The sequence below is a fragment of the Senegalia massiliensis genome (assembly GCF_009911265.1).
GTDB classification, from domain to species: Bacteria; Bacillota; Clostridia; order Tissierellales; family SIT17; genus Anaeromonas; species Anaeromonas massiliensis_A.
The window spans coordinates 34,257-57,431 of sequence record NZ_QXXA01000009.1 but is presented as its reverse complement, the minus strand read 5'-3'; the positions used below and the strand labels follow the sequence as shown (position 1 = coordinate 57,431).

The following is a 23,175-nucleotide window of genomic DNA, read 5'->3' as shown; positions in this document are numbered from 1 at the left end:
ACTTTGAATGAAGAAAAGAGTTATATAAAAGTACTTTTATATATAATGTTAGCAACATTATTTATATTAATTCTATCATTATGGATTGGATTTAGTGAAAATATTACTTTAGTTAAAATATCAATGTTAATTTTTGGTTCAATATTTTTATTTATATTAATTAGTGTATTAACCATAATAATATTATCAAAAAAATTATTTCAAAATAATAATTTAAGTAATATTCAAGCAAAAATTCTATACTATTCCATATCATTTTTTTATCCACTATTAATATTTACAGCAAAAGTTACAAAGGTAGATAAAAATAAAATTAGATTAATGTATACTAATATAAATAATTTGCTTATTAAAACAAAAAACATAAAAATAAAAAAAGAAAATTTGTTAATATTATTACCACATTGTATTCAAAATTCTAAATGTCAATTTAAAATAACTAATGATATAAATAATTGCAGAAAATGCGGCAAATGTGATGTAGATGAAATACTTAGATTAAAAGAAAAATATGATATTAATGTTGTAGTTGCTACAGGAGGAACATTAGCTAGAAAATGGATTATGGATGTAAAGCCTAAAGCTATAGTAGCAGTAGCTTGTGAGAGAGATTTATCTAGTGGGATAAGTGATATGAAAGGATTACCAGTATTAGGTGTGCTTAATGATAGACCTAATGGTCCCTGTATAGATACAAGAGTAAGTATAGATAAACTAGAAGAGGCTATAAAATTTTTTATAGGTGAATAAAATTTTAAAAAGGGGATTAACCCCTTTTTTTAAAGTATAATAATTATTGGAGGTTTACATGAAAAATAACGCTAGAAAGATAGCAATTGAAATTCTTGAATTAATTGAAAATGAAAAAGCATATTCAAATATTGAAATAAATAAAAAAGTTAAATTATTAGAGGATATAAGAGAACAAAATTTTGTTAGAGAGTTAGTGTATGGTGTGTTAGAAAACAAACTTTATATTGATAATATAATTTCACAATTTTCTAATACGAAAATAAATAAAATTGATAATATTATATTACAAATATTAAGAACAGGAGTTTATCAGATTTATTTTATGAAAAATATACCTGAGAGTGCTGTTTGTAATGAAGCAGTTAAAATTGCAAAGAATAAAAATAAGAAAAGACTTTCAGGATTTGTCAATGGGATTTTACGAAATATATCCAGAAATAAAAACAAAGAGTTTTTACCAGATAAATCAACAAAACTAGTAGATTATCTTTCTATTAAATATTCTCATCCAAAGTGGATGGTTAAACATTTTATTGATGATTATAATGAAGATTTTACTGAAAAATTACTAAGTTTCAATAATGAGAAACCTCCATTAATAATAAGGGTAAATAGATTAAAAATTGATAGAGAGAGTTTAATGAATAAATTTATGGACTATAATATAAAAACAGAAAGAACTAAATATTCTAAGGATGGACTAGTAGTTCATAAACCTAAAAACATAACAGGTTTAGAAGAATTTAAAAAAGGTTTTTTTACAATACAAGATGAATCTTCTCAACTTGTAGCTCAAATAATGAATCCTAAAGAGGGAAGTAATGTGATTGATGTTTGTAGCGCACCTGGAGGTAAATCTACTCATATTGCTGAATTAATGAATAACAAAGGGTCAATATTATCTAGAGATATATTTGAACACAAATTAAATCTTATTGAACAAAATTCTAAAAGACTTGGAATAGATATAATTAATACTGAAAATTTCGATGCACTTAAATTTGATAAAAAAATTCAAGATTCTATGGATTATTGTTTAGTAGATGCACCTTGTTCTGGATTAGGGCTTTTAAGAAGAAAACCAGATATAAGGTGGAATAAAAGTAAAGAAGATATAGAGGACTTATCAAATATTCAATTAAATATTCTTGAAATAGCTTCAAAATATTTAAAAAAAGGTGGTATACTAATATATAGCACATGTACCATATCTAAAAAAGAAAATATTGAAGTGGTTAATAAATTTTTAAAAAATAATATAAATTATAAATTAGAAAAAATTGATAATTTATATTTTGAAGATAAATCTAAACTAGAAGAAGGACATATAACTTTATTACCTAATATTCATGGAACTGATGGGTTTTTCATTGCGAAAATAAAACGTATAAGATAAATAATATTAAATATGATATAATATTTTCAAATTAATATAAAGATAGGAGAATATATTTGGAAAAAATAGATTTAAAGTCTTTAAATTTAAGTGAGTTAGAGAGTATAATAGATACTTTAGATGAAAAAAAATTTAGAGCAATGCAATTATTTAAGTGGATACATGAAAAAAATGCAAACAATATAGATGAAATAACAGTTTTTTCTAAAAAATTAAAAGAAAAAATGTCAAAAGAATATTATATTGGAAATATAAATATATTCAAAAAGTTTAAATCTAATGTTGATAACACTATAAAATACTTGTTTGTTTTAGAAGATGGAAATATAATTGAAAGTGTAAGAATGAAGTATAAACATGGAAACTCACTTTGTTTGTCTACTCAAGTAGGGTGTAAAATGGGATGTGAATTTTGTGCTTCTACTAAGCAAGGTCTAATAAGAAATTTAAGTGTATCTGAAATATTAGATCAAGTTTATAAAATAAAAAAAGATATTTCTGAAGAAATTAGTAATATTGTTCTTATGGGGACAGGCGAACCACTAGATAATTATGATAATGTAATTGATTTTATGAAAATTATTAATAATAAAGATGGTCTAAATTTAAGCATGAGAAGTATAACATTATCAACTTGCGGATTGGTAGAACAAATTTATAAATTATCAGAAGAAAATATACCTATAACATTATCTATATCACTCCATTCTGCATTTGATAATGATAGAAAGAAAATAATGCCTATAGCTAATAAATATAGTATTGATGAAGTTATAGATGCTAGTAAATATTATATAAAAAAGACTAATAGAAGAGTTACATTTGAATATACTTTGATTAAAGATATAAATGATAAAGAAATTGATGCAAATAAACTTTCGGACTTATTAAGTGGAATGCTTGCACATGTTAATATTATTCCACTAAATCCTATAAAAGAAAGTAGTTTAGAAACTTCAAACTATGCAGAACACTTCTTAAAGTTATTAACTAAAAGAGGGGTAAAAGCAACTATTAGACGAGAAATGGGTTCTGATATTAATGCTGCTTGTGGTCAACTAAGAAATGATATATTAAATCTTGATTAGGGGGATTTTTATGAAGTATGGTGCTTGTACAGATGTAGGAAAAGTTAGAAAATCGAATCAAGATTCCTACTATATAAACTACAATGATTCTCTTCCAGTTTTTGCTGTTGCAGATGGTATGGGTGGACATAATGGTGGAGAAATAGCTAGTAGTATAACTGTTGAAGTTATTAAAAACAATGTTGATATTTATTTTAATAGAGTTATGGAAGAAAAATATAATATTGAAAAGTTTATAAGAAAGACACTAGAACTGAGTAATGAAGAGATTTATAATACTGCTAAAAAAAATAAAGAATATAAGGGTATGGGTACTACAGTAACTATGGGAGCTATTATAAATGATATACTCTATATTGGCCATATTGGTGATAGTAGAGCATATATTTTACGTGGTGATACTATAAAAAAAATAACTGAAGACCATTCACTTGTAGCTGAACTATTAAAAAAAGGTAGCATAACAAAGGAAGAAGCTATAAATCATCCTCAAAAAAATATAATTACTAGAGCACTTGGGACTGATAAAAATGCCGATATTGATATTTTTAGCTATTGTTTAGAAAAAAATGATGTAATACTTTTTTGTACTGATGGTTTAACTAATATGATAAATGAAGATGAAATAAGAGAAGTTATTAATAATTCTATTGAAATTCAAGAAGTTTGTGAAACTCTTGTAAATATTGCTAATGAAAATGGTGGTTATGATAATTCTACGGCTGTTATAATAAAGTTTGTTAAATAATAAGGGGAGAGAATATGATTGGAAAAATTTTAGGTAATAGATATGAAATTGTTGAAAAAATTGGTGGAGGAGGTATGGCTTTAGTATATAAGGCAAAGTGCAAACTCCTAAACAGATTTGTTGCAATAAAAGTTTTGAGACAAGAATTTGTAAATGATAAAGAATTTATAGATAAGTTTAATAGGGAATCTCAAGCAGCAGCAAGTTTATCACATCCTAACATTGTGAATATCTATGATGTAGGTAAAGAGGATGATATTTATTATATAGTAATGGAATATATAAATGGAAAGACACTTAAGCAATATATTAAAGATAATAATAAAATTGACCCTAAAAAAACATTGAATATTACTATTCAAATAGCTAGAGCATTAGAGCATGCACATAAAAATAATATTATACACAGGGATATAAAACCACAAAATATCATGATAACAGAAGAAAGCCAAATAAAAGTGACAGATTTTGGAATAGCACGTGCTGTAACTAGTTCTACTATAACTCAAACTAATAGTGTAATTGGTTCAGTTCATTATTCTTCTCCTGAACAAGCCAAAGGGGTATATACTGATGTAAAATCAGATATTTATTCTTTAGGTATAGTTATGTATGAAATGATAACAGGTAAATTACCTTTTGATGGTGAAAGTCCAATTTCTGTAGCTCTTAAGCACATTCAGGACGAAATAAAATCTCCTCGTGAAATTGATAATAGTATACCTATAAATATTGATAAAATAATAAGAAAAGCTACTCAAAAAGATAAATCTTTACGCTATGATAATGTTACGGAAATGTTAGATGACATGAAACTTGCAAAATCAAATATAAATTCAGATGTTATTGCATTTAAAGATTTTGAAGAAAATGCAACTCAAGTATTACCATCTATAGATGAAAATAAATTAAAGGAAAATAATATTAAAACTACTAGAAGAGAAAAAAATACTAATAGTGATAAACCTAAAAAAAATAAAAAACCTAAAAAGAAAAAAAGCATAGCATTATTGGCGATTTTACTAGCATTTTTAATTACTGCCGGAGCATTAGCAAGTTTCTTTTTTCTTAATGGAATACTTAATAATGATGAAGTTTCTGTACCTAACTTTGTAGGTAAGACATTAGAAGAAGCTAAATTAGAAGCAGAAGAAAAAGGAATTGAATTGTTAGTTTCTAAAGAGGAGTTTAGTAATGAATATGAAGAAGGAGTAGTAATAGAACAAAGTAAAGGCGAAGGTAGAAAAATCGTAGAAGGTAGTACAGTGGAAGTTGTTCTGAGTAAAGGTATAGAAACTGTCACAGTTCCTAAAATCACAGGACAATATTCTAATAATGCTAGAATTTTGTTAAATGATGCAGATTTAGAAGAAGGTGAAGTAACTCAAGAGTTTAGTGAATTACCTATAAATATAGTTATTAGTCAATCACCGGAACCAGGCGAAGAAGTAGGTAAAGAAACTAAAGTAAATTATGTGGTGAGCAAAGGACCTGAAACAAAAACGACTACAGTTCCTGCACTTATTGGTTCAAATGTAGATTCTGCTAAAAATAGTTTGAGAGCATATAATTTACAACTAGGGAAAATTGATTATAAATTTAATGAAGATGTACCAGAAGGAATAATTTTTGAACAAAGTTATAACTCTGGGGAAGAAGTAGAAGAACAAACTAAAGTAGATATTGTAATAAGTAAAGGAAAAGAATCTGAGCCAGAGCCTAAAGATGTTACAAAGAAATTTGAATTTAAACTTCCAGAGAGTGATGAAGATAAAGACGTTAAAGTTGAAGTATTTAAAATTAAAGGTCAACAAAGAGAGAAAGTTTATGATTCTACTTTAAATACATCAGAAGAAAAATTTAGCGTAGATATTACATCCCAAGGAAAAACAACTATAATAGTATATTATGATGGCAAAGAAGCTATTACTAAAGAAGAGACATTCTAGGGGGAATGAAATGATAGAAGGTATAATAATTAAAGGGATTGGTGGATTATATTATGTAGATACAGATAGAGGAGTTTTTGAATGTAAAGCTAGAGGACTATTTAGAAAAGAAAAAATAAAACCTTTAGTTGGAGACAATGTTTTAATTGATTTAAATGACATTGATAACACAGGATATATAATGGAGATTAAATCAAGAAATACAGAATTAATAAGACCACCAGTTGCAAATGTAAACCAATCAATTATAGTATTTTCTCTAAAAAACCCTAAACCTAATTTATGGTTATTAGATAGATTTCTTATTTTATCAGAAAAAGAAAAATTAAATGCGATTATAGTTTTTAATAAAATTGATTTAATTTCTGATGATGTTTTAAAATACATTCTTAAAATCTATGAAAATACTGGATATAAAATAATAAAGACTAGTACAAAATCAAAAGAAGGCATAAATGATTTAAAGGAAATATTAAAAGACAATATTTCTGTTTTTGCTGGTCCTTCAGGAGTAGGAAAATCTTCTCTTTTAAATGAGATAGAACCTGATCTGAAATTACAAACAGGAGATATAAGTGCTAAAACTAAAAGAGGAAAACATACTACAAGAAGCTCAAGCCTACTTGAACTTAGTTTTGGAGGATTTGTAGTTGATACTCCTGGGTTTAGTTCTTTGGACTTAAGCTTTATAAAAGAAGAAAACTTAGAAATCTTTTTTCCTGAAATTAATGAGGAAAGTTTATACTGTAAATTTAATGATTGTAAACATAATAAAGAACCAGGCTGTAATGTTAAAAAATCCGTTAAAGAGGGTAAAATAAGTAAAGAAAGATATGAAAATTATTTATCTTTTTTATCTGAGATAAAAAAATCTAGGAGGTATTAATATGTATAAAATTTCACCATCAATACTTTCGGCAGATTTTAGTAATATTAAAGAAGATATACTTAAAACTGTTGAAGGTGGAGCTGATTATATTCATTTAGATGTAATGGATGGATTATTTGTACCAAATATAACTTTTGGAGCTCCTGTTATTAAAAAATTGAGAAAGATAACAAATAAACCTTTTGATGTACATCTTATGATTGAAAAACCAGAAAGGTTTATTGAAGACTTTAAAGATGCTGGAGCCGATATAATAACTGTACATCAAGAAGCATCTATACATCTTCATAGGACAATTACTCAAATTAAATCATTAGGATTAAAAGCAGGAGTTTCTTTGAATCCAGCAACTCCTATTGAAACAATAAAGCATTTATTAAATGATATAGATATGATTTTAATAATGACTGTAAACCCAGGCTTTGGTGGACAAGGTCTTATAAAAGAAATGAAAGAAAAAGTTATGGAGCTAAGAGCTATTATAGACGACAATAATTTAGATATTGATATACAAGTTGATGGTGGCGTTAAATTAGACAATATAGAAGAACTTAAAAGCTGGGGAGCAAATATATTTGTAGTTGGATCTGGCATATTTAAAGCAAAAGATATTGAATTAGAAACTAAAAAATATAAACAAAAATTGATACAAAAAGACTCTTAGCTAAGAGTCTTTTTAAGAATAGAGGTGTTTATTATTAGAATCCTTGTAATAGGTGGAGGAAAATTCATAAAGGAAGATATTGCTAAATCAATTATAAATGAATGTGATATTATTATTGCAGCAGATGGAGCAGGTAAGTATTTATATGATTTAGATGTAATGCCTGATATTTTAGCTGGTGATTTTGACACATTAGAAAGAAATATATTAGATTTTTATAAAAGAAAAAAAGTGAATATATGTGAATTTTCTCCAATAAAAGATAAGTCGGATTTAGAACTTTCCATTGACTTAGCAATAGAATATAATCCTAAAGAAATAATTATAATAGGAGCCCTTGGAACTAGAATGGATCATTCTTTGTCTAATATTATGTTGCTATTTCATGTTTTAGATAAAAATATTAATGTGAAGTTGATAGATAACAATAATGAAATAATACCTATAAAAGATGAAATTATAATAGATAGTGGAAAATATGAATATGTATCATTATTACCAATATTTGATGACTTATCAGGAGTAGAACTTAAAGGTTTTGAATATGAATCTGATAATTTATATATAAAAAAATCATCTACACTTGGTATAAGTAATAAGATTAAAAAAGATAAAGCAAGTATTAAGATTAAATCTGGTAAAGGTCTAGTTATATTATCCAATGATTAAACTTTCTATTTGTAACTAAATAAGAATAAGATTAATATACTGTAATATAACATCCTTATAGGAGGGTTATATTATGAGAAAATTTATGAGAAAATATCATTGTCATAGGAATAAATATAATAAAATAATAGGTATTGTTTTAGGTGTTATGGGTATGATAATTATTATTCAAGTAGTACCTGTAGCTATTTGGCTTTTAACATTAGGAATATTGTGTTTAATTCTTGGATGGTCATTTTTTAAAATGTGGTAAAGCAAAATTTAAATAATATAAAATGGCTTCCTTAGGAAGCCATCATGTATTATAATGCTCTTTGTACTTTATCAGATCTTAAACATCTAGTACATACATTTATTCTTTTAGGTGTACCGTCTACTATTGCTTTCACTTTTCTAATATTCGGACTCCAAGTTCTCTTTGTGTGATGCTTAGAGAATGTTACATTATTTCCACTTACTTTACCTTTTCCACATACTTCACAGTATTTAGCCATTTATAAAACACCTCCTAACTTCTAATGGTTCAAGAAGCCATTTACTAAACATCAATATTTTAACACAAATATAATCAGTATTGCAATACAAAGTTTTAAAATTTCATTTTTAACTGAATGTCAAGTTGAAGATTGTAGAATAATAATGTAAAATATATATATAGTAAAGTATAAAAGGAGGCTAAAAGATGCCTGGAAAAATTAATAATCAATATGGTGCTATTAATATCGATGATAATGTATTAGCTTCTATTGCTGGGATGTCAGCTATGGAGTGCTACGGACTTGTGGGTATGGCAATTAAAAATGCTAAGGATGGATTGGTCGAATTATTAAGACGTGAACATTTAACTAAAGGTGTAAAAGTATATTCTGATGATAATAAATTAATAATTGACTTATATATAGTAGTACAATTTGGAATTAAGATTTCAGTTGTAGCAAACAATATTATTGATAAAGTAAAATATAACATAGAAAGCTTAACTGGCATGAATGTAGATAAAGTAAATATCCATGTCCAAAGTGTTAGAGTTCAAAAGTAGAGTTAGGAGGAAGTAATTTTGAAAATTGAATATTTAGACAGCACGATTGCTAAAAAAGCCTTTATTAATGCTGCTAATAAATTAGATAAAAATAAAGAGGTAGTAAATGAATTGAATGTTTTTCCTGTGCCAGATGGTGATACAGGAATCAATATGTCGCTTACTATGCAGTCAGCAATAAAACATATAAGAAATAATAATGCAGATACAATAGATGAAATAGCAAAAGCGGCTTCAAGTGGTTCTTTGATGGGGGCACGTGGGAACTCTGGAGTTATATTATCACAACTACTTAGAGGGTTTAGTAAAGGGCTTAGAGGCAAAGAAAAAATAAATGTACCTATCTTAGCTAATGCATTTAAACATGCAACTGAAACGGCATATAAGGCTGTAATGAAACCAATAGAAGGTACTATTTTGACAGTTGCTAGAGAGTCTGCTGAAAAAGCTGAAGAATTAATAGGAAAAGAAGAAGATATAATATCATTTTTAGAACAAGTAATAATAGCAGGAGAAGATGCATTAAGAAGAACACCAGAAATGTTAGATGTTCTTAAGAAGGCAGGAGTAGTTGATGCTGGAGGAAAAGGACTTATATATATATTAAAAGGTGCTCTAGAAGCTATATCAGGTAAAATAGTAGAATTGAGTAATGAAGATTTTGAAAAAAAAGAAATTCAAATTCATGAAGCTCATGATAATGACACTGAGATAAAGTTTGGATATTGTACTGAATTTATAATTAAGAAGACAGATATGGAACCTACTGAGTTTAGAAACTATATATCTAAATATGGAGATTCAATGTTAGTTGTAGGTTCTGATGAAATGATTAAAGTTCATATTCATACAAATAATCCTGGAGAAGTTTTAGAAGAAGCTTTAAAAAATGGTGAATTAATAGATATTAAGATTGATAATATGCGATATCAACATGAAAATAGAATTGTAAATGGTAAAGCTAAAGAAATAAAAAAATATAGCTTTATAGCAATTTCTATGGGAGAAGGCATAAAAAATGTATTTGAAGATTTAAATGTGGATCATGTTATAACAGGTGGACAAACTATGAATCCAAGTACAGAAGATATATTATCTGCTATTGATAAAGTAGATGGAGAAAATATTATAATACTACCTAATAATAGTAATATTATATTAGCTGCAAATCAAGCAAGAGAGTTAAGTGAAAGAAATATAGAAGTATTACCTACTAAAACCATTCCTCAAGGAATTTCTGCATTGCTTGTATTTGATGAAGAAATAGATTTAAATGATAATCTGGAAAATATGAAAGAAATTATAAATAATGTAAAGACTGGTCAAGTGACTTATGCAGTAAGAGATACAAATATAAATGATAAAGAAATAAAAAAAGATGATATAATGGGCATATCTGATGGAGATATTAAAACCGTTGGTAAAGACATAGATCAAGTTACTATTGACTTGTTAAAGGAAATAGTAACAGAAGATAATGATATAATTTCTCTGTTCTATGGTGAAGAAATAGATGAGAATAAAGCGAATAATTTAGCTGAAAAACTTCAAACTGAGTTTAATGGTGTAGATATTGAAACTATATATGGAGGTCAACCTTTATACTACTATTTAGTATCTGTTGAATAAAAGGAGATAGTTTTCTATCTCTTTTTATTATGAGTTATTTAATACATTAAAAATGTATTTACTGAGTTTTATTTTATGGTTTAGAGGTGATAATATGAGTTTGGACAGTTCTATACAATATTTAAAAGGAGTAGGTCCAAAAAGAGCTGCAAAATTGAATAAATTAGGTATTTACACTATAAATGATTTAATTTATTATTTTCCACGTGAATATGATGATAGAAGAAAGATGAAAAAAATTAAAGATTTAATTAATAAAGAAAAAGTTACTTTAGAAGTAACAGTCTCAGGTTCCTCTATTACATTAAGACCAAGAAAAAATATTACTATAACAAAAATACCTATAAAGGATGAAACTGGGATTTGCTATATGGTTTTTTTTAATAAGCCATATATAGATAAGATTTTTAAAATAGGAGATAAGATTAAAGTAAATGGTAGAGTAGATATATCATATGGCAATGTGCAAATTCAAAATCCTATATACTCTAATTTAAGTGATAGTAATAATAATATAAATACTATAATGCCAATATATCCTTTAACAAATAAATTAAGGAATAATGAAATTATAAAATTAATTAAAACATCACTAAAAACTCAATTAGATAATATAGATGAGATTTTCACTTTAGATATGAGGAAAGATTTAAATTTAATTTCTATTGAAGAAGCTATTAAAAATATACATTTTCCAGAGGGTAGAGAAAAATATAAAGCTTCTAAATATCGTATAGTATTTGAAGAATTCCTTATTCTACAATTAGGATTATTCTTAGTTAAGTCAAGATTGAATGAAAATAATAAAGGAATAGTATTTACTAAAGAAGATAAAAGTAATGAATTTTTAAATTCATTACCTTTTAAGTTGACCAATGCACAATTAAAAGTTTTCGAAGAGATAAAAGGTGATATGGAATCAGATAAAATAATGAATAGATTAGTTCAAGGAGATGTAGGCTCAGGTAAAACAATAATTGCAATACTTTCTATCTTAAAAGCTAAAACCTCTGGTTATCAATCAGTTATGATGGCACCGACTGAAATATTAGCCACTCAACATTATGAAGAAATTAATAAGTTGCTACATAACTTTGGTGTAAATTGCGAGTTGCTAGTTGGAAGTTTAACTCAGAAGAAAAAAGAACAGATATTGCAAATGGTTGAAAATGGTGAAGTAGATATATTAGTAGGAACTCATGCTCTAATCCAAGATAGTGTTAATTTCAAAAAGTTAGGACTTACAATTACTGATGAACAACATAGATTTGGTGTAAGGCAAAGAGCTAAATTAACAGAAAAAGGAATCACTCCTGATGTGTTAGTAATGAGTGCAACTCCAATTCCTAGAACACTAGCAATGATTTTATATGGAGATTTAGATATATCTATAATAGATGAATTGCCTCCTGGAAGAAAGAAGATTGATACTTATTCAGTAAGTGATGATAAAAAAAATAGAGCATTTGAATTTTTAGAAAAGCAAATAGCTAAAGGTAGGCAAGCGTATATTGTATGTCCTTTAGTAGAAGAATCTGAAAATTTAGATGTTAAATCTGCAACTGAAACGTATGAAGAACTAAAAATATTGTATGGAAATAAATATAAAATAGGTTTACTTCATGGTAAAATGAAACCTAAAGAAAAAGATGAAATAATGAAACAGTTTAAAGAGAATATTATACAAGTATTAATATCTACCACAGTAATTGAGGTGGGAGTAAATGTTGCTAATGCAAATATTATGATTGTAATAAATTCTGAAAGGTTTGGTCTTGCTCAACTTCATCAATTAAGAGGTAGAGTTGGCAGAGGAGAGTATAAATCATATTGTATATTAATAAATAAAGGTAAAAATAAAATTGCAAGAGAAAGAATGAGAATTATGGAAAAGACTTCTAATGGATTTATAATTTCAGAAAAAGATTTAGAATTAAGAGGGCCTGGTGAATTTTTTGGAGTAAGACAGCATGGTATTCCAGAATTTAAACTAGCAAATATATTTACAGATATTAAAATTTTGAAAATTGCACAAAAGATTTCACAAGATATATTAACAGAAGATCCAAAATTAGAATTGACTAAAAACATAAAAATAAAAAATAAGGTTTATAAGCTTATATCTGAAAAGTTGAATGATATTTCTTTTAATTGATAAAACTAAAAAACAAATTAAAAGAAAGAAAAAACTTCTTTCTTTTAATTTGTGATAAGATAGATGAAAAATATAATCATAGTTGAAAGTATTTTGAAATGGAAATAATATTTAATACTTATTTATTTTAACCTTTTTTAATAAAATTATTCTATTTTAAATTTACTTTGTATCAATTTAATTTATATGCTAAAATAAAGTAAAGCTAAATTAGAAATAAGGTAATACTGGAGGTTTGATTTTGAGAGTTATAACAGGAACTGCTAAAGGACATAAATTAAAAGCTCCAAAAGGAACTAATACTAGACCAACTACAGACAAAATGAAAGAAACATTATTTAATATAATAAATGTGTATTCAGATGACATTGTATTAGATTTGTTTGCTGGAAGTGGATCAATTGGTATAGAATTTTTAAGCAGAGGAGCAGAAAAATGCTTTTTCATAGATAATGAAATTAATAGTTATAAGACTATAATAGAAAATCTAGAAAAAACTAATTTTAAAAATAAATCAGAGGTCTATAAAATGAATTATACTAATGCTCTTAATATTTTTAGAGATAAAGATATTAAGTTTCATTATATATTTTTAGATCCACCATATAATAAAAATTTAATTATTGAAAGTATAAAACTTATAGAAAAATATGATTTATTAACTGAAGATGGAGTAATAATAGCTGAACACGAAAAAGATTTAAATCTTAATATTTTTAATGAAAAGTATAATATAAATATAAGAAATTATGGAGAAACATCCATATCTTTCTTTAAAATACAGGAGGCATAATTATGACAGTAATATATCCAGGTAGTTTTGATCCAGTAACTAACGGACATTTAGATATTATAAAAAGGGCAAGTAAAAAGTTTGATAAAATAATAGTGACAGTTTTAAATAATCCTTCAAAAAATTCATTGTTTAATGTTGAAGAGAGAGTTGAGTTATTAAAGAATACAACTAAAGATATTGAAAATGTAGAAATAGATAGCTTTGCTGGATTGCTTATAGATTATGCTAAAAGTAAGGATGTTTCAATTATTTTAAAAGGACTAAGAGCACTTTCTGATTTTGAGTATGAGTTTCAAATGGCTCTTACTAATACTATGTTAGATGAAGAATTGGAAACCTTCTTTTTAATGACAAGTAGCAAATACTCTTTTTTAAGTTCTTCTGTAGTAAAAGAAATAGCTAAATTTAATGGAGATATAAGTAAATTAGTTCCAGAAATAGTAGAATATAATCTAAATAAAAAGTTGAAGGGTGATATATAATGGACTTATTAAAATTATTAAATGAAATTGAAGAGATATTAGAAGAAAGCTCAAGTATACCCTTATCGGGTAAAGTGATGGTGGACAAGCATGAAGTTTTAGACATTCTTAATGAAATAAGATCTAAGTTACCAGATGAAATAAAGCAAGCAGAGTGGATTAGAGAAGAAAGACAAAGAATACTTGCTGAAGCACAGAAAGAGGCAGAGACAGTTACAAAAGAAGCAAGGTTACATATAGAAGAAATGGTTGAAAGAGATGAAATAACTAAAAGAGCTCAGGCAAGAGCAGATGAAATTATTCAAAAAGCACAAAGTAATGCTAAAGATATAAGACTAGGTGGTAGAGAATACGCTGATGAATTATTAAAAACTGTACAAAGTCAATTAGAAGAGCTACTTAAGACAGTTGATCAAAATAGAAATGAATTAAACGAAATGTAAGGACCTATTTAGGTCCTTTTAATATGACTTTATATATATTATAAAGTATAGAAGATATAAGTGAAGATATAGTTAATAGAAAAAGTATGAATAGAATTATTTTAAATGATATATATATATGGTCAAAAAAATTTCCAAAATAATTTGAACTGTTTTTAATTTTAGAAGAATAATTAAAAACACTTATTGATTTAATCATTAGAGGTTTATAAAGAATTATTGTAAAAGCTCCAGCAAATAAACCATGCATTAACTTAGAAAATAGATATATTCTGTTATTTATATCTATTTTAGAAAAAAAACTTAATGCTTGACTATGAATAGAGATGCCGCTCCATCCTATTAATATACTAACTAGAACATAAATATGTAAACTGTTGCTTTCTATTGATTGTGAAAGAATTTTGGTACCATTAGTTATTTCTATAATTCCAAATAAAAATCCCTTAATAATATCCTCTTCAATAAAAACACCTATATTTTCAAATGACTTCATAATATAATAAACAATATTAAGCGAATTTAATGATTCTATAACTACTGAATAAAAAATAATAAATCCACCAATTATTAGTATTGTATTCATTGCATCTTGCATTGCATCAGACATAATATTACCAATACTTTTGTTTTTTAAAAGATTATTATAAGAATCTTTTAAGTTCTTTTTATAATTCATACTTATCTGGCATGACTTAACATTATATTTAAAGAATCTAAATATTAAACCTAATGTAATAGATCCAAGGTAATGAGATAATATTAAAAGGAATCCTAATCTCTCATTATTAAACATCCCTATAGAGACAGCTCCTATTATAAATAAAGGTCCGGAAGTAGAAGCGAAAGAAGCAAGCCTTTGCGCTTCTACTTGAGAAATCTTATTCTCTAATCTTAATTTAGAAATTAATTTAGCTCCCACTGGATATCCTGAAGTTACACTCATTGCAAATACAAAAGCTCCCTCACCTGGAATATTAAATAAGGGACGCATTAAAGGACTAATTAATGTACCTATAAAATTCACAAATCCTAATTGAATAGTTATTTCAGAAATTATAAAAAAAGGTAGAAGAGAAGGTAGTACAGTAAAAAACCAAACATCTATCCCTCTTAATGCGGCATCTATAGAATTTTTAGGGTATAACACTGTTAATATTATAAGTACAATAAATATAAAAGGATATAATAAATTTTTAAATTTAAATAAATATCTTCTTTTAATTATAATATAGAAAAATAAAAATATAATTAAATAGAATAAATAATTCATAAGCGCCCTCCATTTTACATCTATTTAATTATATTTAATTTAATATACAATTATGTTCTAATATAAGGAGAAATATAAAAATCAAAATTATTTTTTATATTTGTTTTATTATTTAATCCTATAAAATATATATTTGATGCTTTTATATCTAAATCAAACATTTTGTTTGCGTTACTTTTTCTGAAGTCAGCTACCTTATTTATGATAGGCAAATTTGAATTAGACTTTATATTTTTAAGTATTTCAAAACCTTTTTTGTTAGCGCCTAAAACACGGATATAAAGTGGAAAATTATAAATTTGATCTTTTTTATAATTAATATCTAATAGTATATGAATTAAAATTCTTTGGATTCTAGTATAAGTATATCTTTTAGTCTTAATATTTTTTATTATATCCATTATATTATCAAATTTATTTGCAGCCTCTATTATTCTATTTTCAAGACCAGTTTCTATATCTATAAATTCTTTTAAGCAATCCTTATCTATAGTTCTTAATTTATATATTAGAATATCATTAAAGTTAATTAATTGATTGAAAGAACTATAATTTGCTAAGTATTTTGATATATCTTTTTTACTATTAATAGGTAAAGAATAACATGTTTTCTTATCTGAAATACCTTTAGCAATTAAAGATCTTCTTATTGCAGTAGCGCTCGATATATTTCCAGTTAGAATAATTTCATTATAATCTGAAACTATTCTTTTAATTGAGTAAGGTTTTATTGTGCTATTTAAGTTTATCAATGACTTTATATATTCTATTGCTAATATATTGTTAGGATTATTTATTATGTTATCAATTTTATAATCATCAAAGATATTTTTTAAAGCTTCACTTCTAGCTTTAGGAAAAGACATCCCTTTATTTAAATATTTTTTTAAATGATATTTAAAATTTTTAGGTTCAGATTCTAATACTTTTGAAATTTTTATAAGAGATTCTAAATCATTTGTCTCACTTCCGAAAGATATATAATCTATAACATTTAAAGAATCTAATAATTTAACAGCACCATATGAGAAATATTCAGCACTCATAGTAGAGTATAAAGTAGGTAATTCTAATACTAAATCAACTCCAGAGTCTATTGCCATCTTAGCTCGAGTCCATTTATCACATATAGCAGGTTCTCCTCTTTGAACAAAATTTCCACTCATCACAGCTACACTATAGTTACAATTTGTCTCTAATTTAGATTGTTCTAGATGGTATTTATGACCATTATGAAAAGGGTTATATTCAGTAACAAGACCAACAATTTTCATTTTTTTCTCCTTTATTATGTTTATTTTAATCAATACAGGTATAATAATTTGATTTTTTCATTAAAATATATTTGATTAAGTCTTATTTTATATTATAATAGTTATTAAGCTTGATATACAAATTATAATTTATATCTAGTTGATTTTTTAAATGTTTTATAATAACATTAAAATATAAAAAAGTTTTTTAGGAGGATGAATATGAAAGTATTAGTAATTAATTGTGGTAGTTCTTCACTTAAATATCAATTAATAGATATGTCAAATGAAGAAGTTCTTGCTAAGGGGTTAGCTGAAAGAATTGGAATTGAAGGAGCAAGAGTTAAGCATCAACCTACAGGGAAAGAGGATGTATTAATTGAAAAGCCTATGAGTGATCATAAGAAAGCAATAGAGATTGTTTTAAATGCTTTAGTAGATTCAGATCATGGTGCTATACATTCTATGGATGAAATAAATGCAGTAGGTCATAGAGTTGTTCATGGAGGAGAAAAGTTCTCAGAATCTGTAGTAATAGATGAGAAGGTATTAAAAGCAATTGAAGAATGTTCGGAGCTTGCACCGTTACATAATCCACCAAATATTATGGGAATAAAAGCTTGTCAGGAATTGATGCCAAATACACCTATGGTTGCAGTTTTTGATACAGCATTCCATCAAACTATGCCTGAATCATCTTATATATACCCTATTCCTTATGAAATGTATGAGAAATATGGTATAAGAAGATATGGTTTTCATGGAACATCACATAAATATGTAGCGAATAGAGCAGCAGATATGTTAGGAAAAGATATTAAAGATTTAAAAATTGTTACTTGTCACTTAGGAAATGGTGCAAGTGTTGCTGCTGTAAAAAATGGTAAGTCAATTGAGACTAGTATGGGATTCACTCCATTAGAAGGTCTTGCTATGGGAACTAGAAGTGGAGATATAGATCCAGCTATAATAGTATATTTAATGGAGAAAGAAAATATGACTATTGATGAAGTTAATACAATGTTAAATAAAAAATCTGGAGTATTAGGAATATCAGGCGTAAGTAGTGATTTTAGAGATATTGAAGGTGCAGCTAGTGAAGGAAATCACAGATCACAATTAGCACTTGAAAAATTTAATATGAGAGTTAAAAAATATATAGGTGCATATTCTGCTATAATGAAGGGAATAGATGTATTAGTATTTACTGCTGGATTAGGTGAAAATTCAGTTGAAACTAGACAAGAAATTTGTAAAGGATTAGAATTCATAGGAATAGATATAGATGAAGATAATAATAAAGTTAGAGGTAAAGAAACAGAATTAAATAAAGAAGAAAGTAAAGTTAAAATTCTTCTTATACCAACAAATGAAGAACTTATGATAGCAAGAGATACAAAATCTTTAGTTTAATATTTAAAACTGTAAACATAATAACTTGACAAAGTTATTATAAATTAATATAATTAGGGTTGGTCATAATAAGAGGTGAATAAAATGAAAGTTAACCTATCTAATCTTATAAACGGAAGCGATTATCAGATTGAATTAGATGATATATTTGAAATTAATGAGATTAAGACTGAGGGTAACGATATTAAATTTAATAGACCTGTAGAAGTTAATGGAGGAATATTCAATACAGATGACGGTATATATCTACAGGCTAAGGTTTCTTTTGAATATACAACTAGCTGTGCTAGATGCTTAAAAAATATTACTAAAAATGAAGTTGCTATGCTTGATTATAAAATAGTATATGAGAATGATCAAGAAGGTTCATCAGAAGATGAATTGATTTTAGAAAAAGGTAATATATTAAATTTAAAGGAACCTATTATATCTTCTATATTGCTATCTTTACCTATGAAAACTATTTGTGATGATAAATGCAAAGGTATATGTCCTCATTGTGGAAAGGACTTAAATAAGGGTGATTGTAATTGTGAAGATGACAATATTGATCCTCGGTTGGCTAAACTGAAAAGATTAATGGATAAATAAGGAGGTGTTTTTAATGGCAGTACCAAAGCGTAAAACATCAAAATCAAAAAGAGATATGAGAAGAGCATCAAATTCTAAGGCTACAAGACCTAATTTGATGGAATGTCCTCAATGCCATGAGCCAAAATTACCACATAGAGTATGCTCTGCTTGTGGATATTACAAAAATAAAGAGGTTAAAGAAGTAAATTAATAAAAAGGTGGATACATATGTATCTACCTTTTTTTTATAAAAAAAAGGTAGATAAGTGTTATGTGTTTTTGATAAATTTGTTATAATATATTAAGATGAAGTCATAATAATAAGTGTTAAAAATAAAAAATAATTGAAATTAATACTTGAAAAAAATAGTTTGTTAATATATACTTACTATTAGTAACAGGTACTAATTTCAAGTCGTAACTTGAGGTGATAGTATTGAAAAAGCGTAAACCAAAAAAGGAGAGGCAAAAAGAATTAAAAGAAAAATTAATTGAAGATCCTTTTTGGACTGATGAAGAGTTAACTGAAGTTTTTAATGTAAGCATTCAAACCATAAGACTTGATAGATTGGAACTTGGGATTCCAGAGCTTAGGGAAAGAGTAAAGAATGTAGCTGAAAAAAATCATACAAAAGTTAGATCTATTGGAGGTAAAGAAATAGTAGGTGAACTTATTGATTTAGAGCTTGGTAATACTGGAATATCAATTCTTGAAACAACTAAAGACATGGCTTTTGAAAAAACTGATATTGTAAGAGGACATCATATATTTGCTCAAGCAGAGTCTATAGCAATGGCTGTAATAGATGCAGAAGTAGCTCTTACAGGTGTAGCAAATATTAAATACAATGAACCAGTAAAATCTGGTAGTAAATTAATTGCCAAAGCTGAGGTAGTAAGACAAAGGGCAAATAAATATTTTGTTCATGTATTTATATATGAATCTCAAAAGCAGGTTTTTAGAGGAAAATTTATTTTAGTATCTATGGAATAGGAGTGTTTATATGAAAATAGCAATTGATGCAATGGGTGGCGACAAAGGTGTTAGTATGACTGTTAAGGGAAGTGTAGATGCAGTAAATGAGTTTGATGTTAAAGTTATTCTTGTTGGCAACTCAGATATGATAAAAAAAGAATTAGATAAATATAATTATGATAAAGATAAAATTGAGATCATAAATGCAAGTGAAGTTATAGAGAATACTGAAAAACCTGTAAAGGCCATAAGAAGAAAAAAAGACTCTTCTTTGGTTAAAGCATTAAAATTAGTAAAGGAAAAACAAGCAGATGCAGTTGTTTCTGCAGGTAGTACAGGTGCATTACTTGCTGGAGGATTATTTATTGTTGGAAGAATTAAAGGGATAGATAGACCAGCTTTATCTCCTGTATATCCTACTGAAAAAGGAGTGTCATTACTAATTGATGCAGGAGCAAATGTAGATTCAAAACCAAAAAATTTAGAACAATTTGCTATAATGGGTTCAATTTATGCTGATAAGGTTTTAAGTAGAAAAAATCCTACTGTAGGTCTTGTTAATATTGGTGAAGAGCAAGAAAAAGGTAATGAACTAACAAAAGAAAGCTATAATTTACTTGCTGAAAGCAATATAAATTTTTATGGAAATATTGAAGTAAGGGATATACCAAAAGGCTATTGTGATGTTTTAGTTTGTGATGGTTTTGTTGGGAATACAATACTAAAGTTAACAGAAGGATTAGCTTCTACAATTTTCTCATCTTTAAAAAAAGAGTTTATGAAAAATATTAAAACTAAATTAGGAGCTTTTTTATTAAAGGATGGGCTTAAAAGTTTTAAAAAACAAATAGATTATAGTGAATATGGTGGAGCGTTATTACTAGGTGTTAAAGGTGGAGTAATAAAGGCTCATGGAAGTTCAGATTCTAAAGCTTTTAAAAATGCAATAAAACAAGCTAAAATATTTACTGAAAATAATGTTGTAGAAATTATAGAAAATGAGATATTGAAAATGGAGGATTAAAATGGAAAGAGAATTTGGCATTGGAATTATTGGTACTGGAAGTTATGTTCCTCAGAATATAGTTACTAATAAAGACTTAGAAAAAATAGTGGATACTTCAGATGAATGGATAACTACTAGAACTGGTATAAGAGAAAGAAGAATTCTAGAAAAAGATAAATCAACATCTTATATGGCAAAAATAGCAGCAGAAAGAGCTATAGCTTCCTCTGGTCTAAATTCTCAAGATATAGATATGGTAATAGTAACTACTGTTACACCGGATATGGCTTTTCCATCTACAGCTTGTATAGTACAAGAACAATTAGGGCTTAAAAATGCGGCTGCATTTGATTTGGAAGCTGCATGTACTGGTTTTATTTATGGTTTAACAAATGCATATGCATTTGTTAAGTCAGGACTTTACAAGAATATATTGGTAATTAGTGCTGATAATTTAAGTAAAATTGTAGATTGGGAAGATAGAAATACTTGTGTATTATTTGGAGATGGTGCAGGTGCAGTAGTTGTTTCTAGTGTAGATTTAGGTAAAGGTATATTATCAATGGATATTGGTGCAGATGGTTCTGGAGGAGAACTTCTAACTCAACCTGCAGGAGGTTCACTTAATCCGTCTACTGAAGAAACTGTAAAGAAAAAATTACATTTTATAAAAATGGAAGGCAATTCTGTATTTAAATTTGCAGTGAAAACTATGGCACAATCTTCAAAAAAAGTAATGGATGATATAAGTTTTAGTATATCAGATATAGATCATTTAATACCTCATCAAGCTAATATGAGAATTATTGAATCAGCTTCAAAGAGGCTTAAAATTGATAAAGATAAGGTATGTATGAATTTAGATAAATATGGTAATATGTCATCTGCTTCTATACCAGTAGCATTAGATGAAGCTGTAAGAAGTAAAAAAATTAAAGATGGAGATAATGTAATATTAGTTGGTTTTGGTGGTGGATTAACATGGGGCGCTACACTTCTTAAATGGACGTCATAAATATTAGGAGGTTTATATGTTTGAAAATAGATTAGTTAAATTATTAGGAGTGAAATATCCAATTATACAAGGTGGGATGGCTTGGGTAGCTACTGCAGAACTTGCAGCTGCTGTTTCAAATGCTGGTGGTCTTGGGATAATTGGTTGTGGTGCTGCTCCAGTAGAAGTTGTAAAACAAGAAATACTTAAAGCTAAAGAAATGACAGATAAACCATTCGGGGTTAATGTTATGCTTTTATCCCCACATGCTGATAGTATTATGGAAATGTTATATGATGAGAAAATAAGTGTTGTTACTACTGGAGCAGGTAATCCAGGTAAATATATAGATAAATTAAAAAATGTAGGAACAAAAGTTATTCCAGTAGTTCCTTCTGTAGCACTTGCAAAAAGAATGGAAAAGTTAGGTGCGGATGCTGTAATCGTTGAAGGAACTGAAGCTGGAGGGCATATTGGTGAACTTACAACATTTGCCATAGTGCCTCAAGTTGTAGATAATGTAGATATACCTGTTATAGCAGCTGGAGGAATAGCAGATGGTAGAGGGTTTATGGCTGCTATCTCCTTGGGAGCAGAAGGTGTACAAATTGGAACTAGGTTTGTATGCTCTAATGAGTGTATTGCTCATGACCAATACAAAGAAAAAATTGTAAATTCTAAAGATAGAGATGCTATAGTTACTGGAAGAATTACAGGACATCCTGTAAGGATAATAAAAAATAAACTTTCAAGAAAAATAATTAATTTAGAAAAAGATATTGAAAATAAAGATGAAATTGATAAATTGACAGTAGGATCTCTTAAGAAAGCAGCTATTGATGGAGATGTGACTTCAGGTTCAGTGATGGCAGGACAAAGTAGTGGTCTTATTAAAGATATAAAGAGTTGTAAAGAGATTATAGATGATATAATAACTGAAGTTGAAGATATAAAGGGAAAATTATATAAATTTTAGCGAGAGGTGAA

General features: G+C 26.9%; 25 protein-coding genes. 22 read left to right on the top strand and 3 right to left on the bottom strand.

All coding sequences use genetic code 11. The features are described 5' to 3' along the window. The first annotated feature begins 3 nt into the window (after window positions 1–3). The 9 genes from D3Z33_RS08625 (at window position 4) to D3Z33_RS08585 (ending at window position 8,409) form a co-directional block, all read left to right on the top strand. Entirely contained in the window at window positions 4–750 is a 747-nt protein-coding gene (locus D3Z33_RS08625; protein WP_160197364.1) for a DUF116 domain-containing protein, read from the top strand. 58 nt (window positions 751–808) lie between these two features. Beyond that, complete coding sequence (gene rsmB / locus D3Z33_RS08620) at window positions 809–2,149, top strand: 16S rRNA (cytosine(967)-C(5))-methyltransferase RsmB (protein WP_160197363.1); 1,341 nt, start codon at window positions 809–811, stop codon at window positions 2,147–2,149. A gap of 56 nt (window positions 2,150–2,205) precedes the next feature. Continuing rightward, window positions 2,206–3,237 (top strand): 23S rRNA (adenine(2503)-C(2))-methyltransferase RlmN, encoded by a 1,032-nt coding sequence (gene rlmN, locus D3Z33_RS08615; RefSeq protein ID WP_160197362.1) that lies wholly within the window; start codon window positions 2,206–2,208, stop codon window positions 3,235–3,237. 10 nt (window positions 3,238–3,247) lie between these two features. After that, window positions 3,248–3,985: a Stp1/IreP family PP2C-type Ser/Thr phosphatase gene (locus D3Z33_RS08610; protein ID WP_160197361.1), complete on the top strand. Its 738-nt coding sequence runs from the start codon at window positions 3,248–3,250 to the stop codon at window positions 3,983–3,985. Window positions 3,986–3,999: 14 nt separating this feature from the next. Further along, entirely contained in the window at window positions 4,000–5,934 is a 1,935-nt protein-coding gene (gene pknB, locus D3Z33_RS08605; protein ID WP_160197360.1) for a Stk1 family PASTA domain-containing Ser/Thr kinase, read from the top strand. Between the two features lie 13 nt (window positions 5,935–5,947). Then, window positions 5,948–6,820 carry a ribosome small subunit-dependent GTPase A gene (rsgA, locus tag D3Z33_RS08600; protein ID WP_347561244.1) on the top strand — a complete coding sequence of 291 codons (873 nt, stop codon included), beginning with the start codon at window positions 5,948–5,950 and terminating at the stop codon, window positions 6,818–6,820. A 1-nt stretch (window position 6,821) separates the two neighbouring features. Further along, window positions 6,822–7,487: a ribulose-phosphate 3-epimerase gene (rpe, locus tag D3Z33_RS08595; protein ID WP_160197358.1), complete on the top strand. Its 666-nt coding sequence runs from the start codon at window positions 6,822–6,824 to the stop codon at window positions 7,485–7,487. A gap of 24 nt (window positions 7,488–7,511) precedes the next feature. Then, the gene (locus D3Z33_RS08590) at window positions 7,512–8,156 is read left to right on the top strand and encodes a thiamine diphosphokinase (RefSeq protein ID WP_160197357.1); all 645 of its coding nucleotides are present in this window, start codon (window positions 7,512–7,514) and stop codon (window positions 8,154–8,156) included. A gap of 73 nt (window positions 8,157–8,229) precedes the next feature. Further along, a complete protein-coding gene (locus tag D3Z33_RS08585; protein WP_160197356.1) occupies window positions 8,230–8,409 on the top strand; it encodes a hypothetical protein in 180 nt (59 codons plus the stop codon). 49 nt (window positions 8,410–8,458) lie between these two features. Here the strand turns inward: D3Z33_RS08585 and rpmB are convergent, their stop codons facing one another. Continuing rightward, window positions 8,459–8,650 (bottom strand): 50S ribosomal protein L28, encoded by a 192-nt coding sequence (gene rpmB / locus D3Z33_RS08580; protein WP_130806854.1) that lies wholly within the window; start codon window positions 8,648–8,650, stop codon window positions 8,459–8,461. Window positions 8,651–8,838: 188 nt separating this feature from the next. Between rpmB and D3Z33_RS08575 the strand changes: the two genes are divergently transcribed. The 6 genes from D3Z33_RS08575 (at window position 8,839) to D3Z33_RS08550 (ending at window position 14,700) form a co-directional block, all read left to right on the top strand. Beyond that, entirely contained in the window at window positions 8,839–9,195 is a 357-nt protein-coding gene (locus D3Z33_RS08575) for an Asp23/Gls24 family envelope stress response protein (RefSeq protein ID WP_160197355.1), read from the top strand. An 18-nt stretch (window positions 9,196–9,213) separates the two neighbouring features. Next, window positions 9,214–10,824, top strand: a complete 1,611-nt coding sequence (locus tag D3Z33_RS08570) for a DAK2 domain-containing protein (protein ID WP_160197354.1) — start codon at window positions 9,214–9,216, stop codon at window positions 10,822–10,824. A gap of 94 nt (window positions 10,825–10,918) precedes the next feature. Then, a complete protein-coding gene (gene recG / locus D3Z33_RS08565; protein WP_160197353.1) occupies window positions 10,919–12,979 on the top strand; it encodes an ATP-dependent DNA helicase RecG in 2,061 nt (686 codons plus the stop codon). 241 nt (window positions 12,980–13,220) lie between these two features. After that, a complete protein-coding gene (gene rsmD, locus D3Z33_RS08560) occupies window positions 13,221–13,772 on the top strand; it encodes a 16S rRNA (guanine(966)-N(2))-methyltransferase RsmD (RefSeq protein WP_160197352.1) in 552 nt (183 codons plus the stop codon). 2 nt (window positions 13,773–13,774) lie between these two features. Beyond that, a complete protein-coding gene (gene coaD / locus D3Z33_RS08555) occupies window positions 13,775–14,257 on the top strand; it encodes a pantetheine-phosphate adenylyltransferase (RefSeq protein WP_160197351.1) in 483 nt (160 codons plus the stop codon). Further along, the gene (locus tag D3Z33_RS08550; RefSeq protein WP_160197350.1) at window positions 14,257–14,700 is read left to right on the top strand and encodes an ATP synthase F0 subunit B; all 444 of its coding nucleotides are present in this window, start codon (window positions 14,257–14,259) and stop codon (window positions 14,698–14,700) included. Before coaD ends, D3Z33_RS08550 begins: the two co-directional genes overlap by 1 nt. 4 nt (window positions 14,701–14,704) lie before the next feature. Here the strand turns inward: D3Z33_RS08550 and ylbJ are convergent, their stop codons facing one another. Both ylbJ and D3Z33_RS08540 read right to left on the bottom strand, forming a co-directional pair. Next, on the bottom strand, window positions 14,705–15,973 hold the full coding sequence (gene ylbJ / locus D3Z33_RS08545; protein ID WP_160197349.1) for a sporulation integral membrane protein YlbJ: 1,269 nt from the start codon (window positions 15,971–15,973) through the stop codon (window positions 14,705–14,707). Window positions 15,974–16,023: 50 nt separating this feature from the next. Next, the gene (locus D3Z33_RS08540; protein WP_160197348.1) at window positions 16,024–17,247 is read right to left on the bottom strand and encodes a nucleotidyltransferase; all 1,224 of its coding nucleotides are present in this window, start codon (window positions 17,245–17,247) and stop codon (window positions 16,024–16,026) included. A 201-nt stretch (window positions 17,248–17,448) separates the two neighbouring features. Between D3Z33_RS08540 and D3Z33_RS08535 the strand changes: the two genes are divergently transcribed. The 7 genes from D3Z33_RS08535 to fabK all read left to right on the top strand — a co-directional run bounded on the left by D3Z33_RS08535 (window position 17,449) and on the right by fabK (window position 23,164). Next, entirely contained in the window at window positions 17,449–18,639 is a 1,191-nt protein-coding gene (locus D3Z33_RS08535; protein ID WP_160197347.1) for an acetate/propionate family kinase, read from the top strand. 84 nt (window positions 18,640–18,723) lie between these two features. Beyond that, entirely contained in the window at window positions 18,724–19,230 is a 507-nt protein-coding gene (locus tag D3Z33_RS08530; protein ID WP_160197346.1) for a YceD family protein, read from the top strand. A gap of 13 nt (window positions 19,231–19,243) precedes the next feature. Then, window positions 19,244–19,423 (top strand): 50S ribosomal protein L32, encoded by a 180-nt coding sequence (gene rpmF / locus D3Z33_RS08525; RefSeq protein ID WP_130806878.1) that lies wholly within the window; start codon window positions 19,244–19,246, stop codon window positions 19,421–19,423. 225 nt (window positions 19,424–19,648) lie between these two features. Then, window positions 19,649–20,206, top strand: a complete 558-nt coding sequence (fapR, locus tag D3Z33_RS08520; RefSeq protein WP_130806881.1) for a transcription factor FapR — start codon at window positions 19,649–19,651, stop codon at window positions 20,204–20,206. Between the two features lie 10 nt (window positions 20,207–20,216). Then, window positions 20,217–21,212, top strand: a complete 996-nt coding sequence (gene plsX / locus D3Z33_RS08515) for a phosphate acyltransferase PlsX (protein ID WP_160197345.1) — start codon at window positions 20,217–20,219, stop codon at window positions 21,210–21,212. Window position 21,213: 1 nt separating this feature from the next. Beyond that, window positions 21,214–22,209 (top strand): beta-ketoacyl-ACP synthase III, encoded by a 996-nt coding sequence (locus D3Z33_RS08510; RefSeq protein ID WP_160197344.1) that lies wholly within the window; start codon window positions 21,214–21,216, stop codon window positions 22,207–22,209. A gap of 16 nt (window positions 22,210–22,225) precedes the next feature. After that, the gene (fabK, locus tag D3Z33_RS08505; RefSeq protein WP_160197343.1) at window positions 22,226–23,164 is read left to right on the top strand and encodes an enoyl-[acyl-carrier-protein] reductase FabK; all 939 of its coding nucleotides are present in this window, start codon (window positions 22,226–22,228) and stop codon (window positions 23,162–23,164) included. The last annotated feature ends 11 nt before the right edge of the window (window positions 23,165–23,175 follow it).